The organism is Roseibium sp. RKSG952, assembly GCF_009711355.1.
In genome coordinates this window covers 1-208 of the sequence record NZ_SMMF01000018.1, presented here as the reverse complement: position 1 = coordinate 208, position 208 = coordinate 1, and the positions used below count along the sequence as shown (strand labels likewise).

Genomic DNA, 208 nt, shown 5'->3' with positions numbered 1-208 from the left:
CGGAAACACCGGCTCGATCCGCACTGTCACAGCCATGCCAACCGCGCTTTCCAGTTCCAACGAGCCATCCGTGACGCTCACTGGTTCCTCGTCATCAATGATTACGGTGCATTCCGGCAATCCGGTCCAGACGCCGTTGACCGGACCGGTCAGCGCAGGCCGGTCAGTGACGACACCTCCGTTGAGATACTGTGTCTCGGCATCATGG

The 208-nt window shown here is 60.1% G+C and carries 1 protein-coding gene; it reads right to left on the bottom strand.

All coding sequences use genetic code 11. The features are described from left to right. On the bottom strand, positions 1 to 208 hold a 208-nt coding region (locus E1297_RS48610), incomplete at both ends, for a hypothetical protein (RefSeq protein ID WP_196223044.1).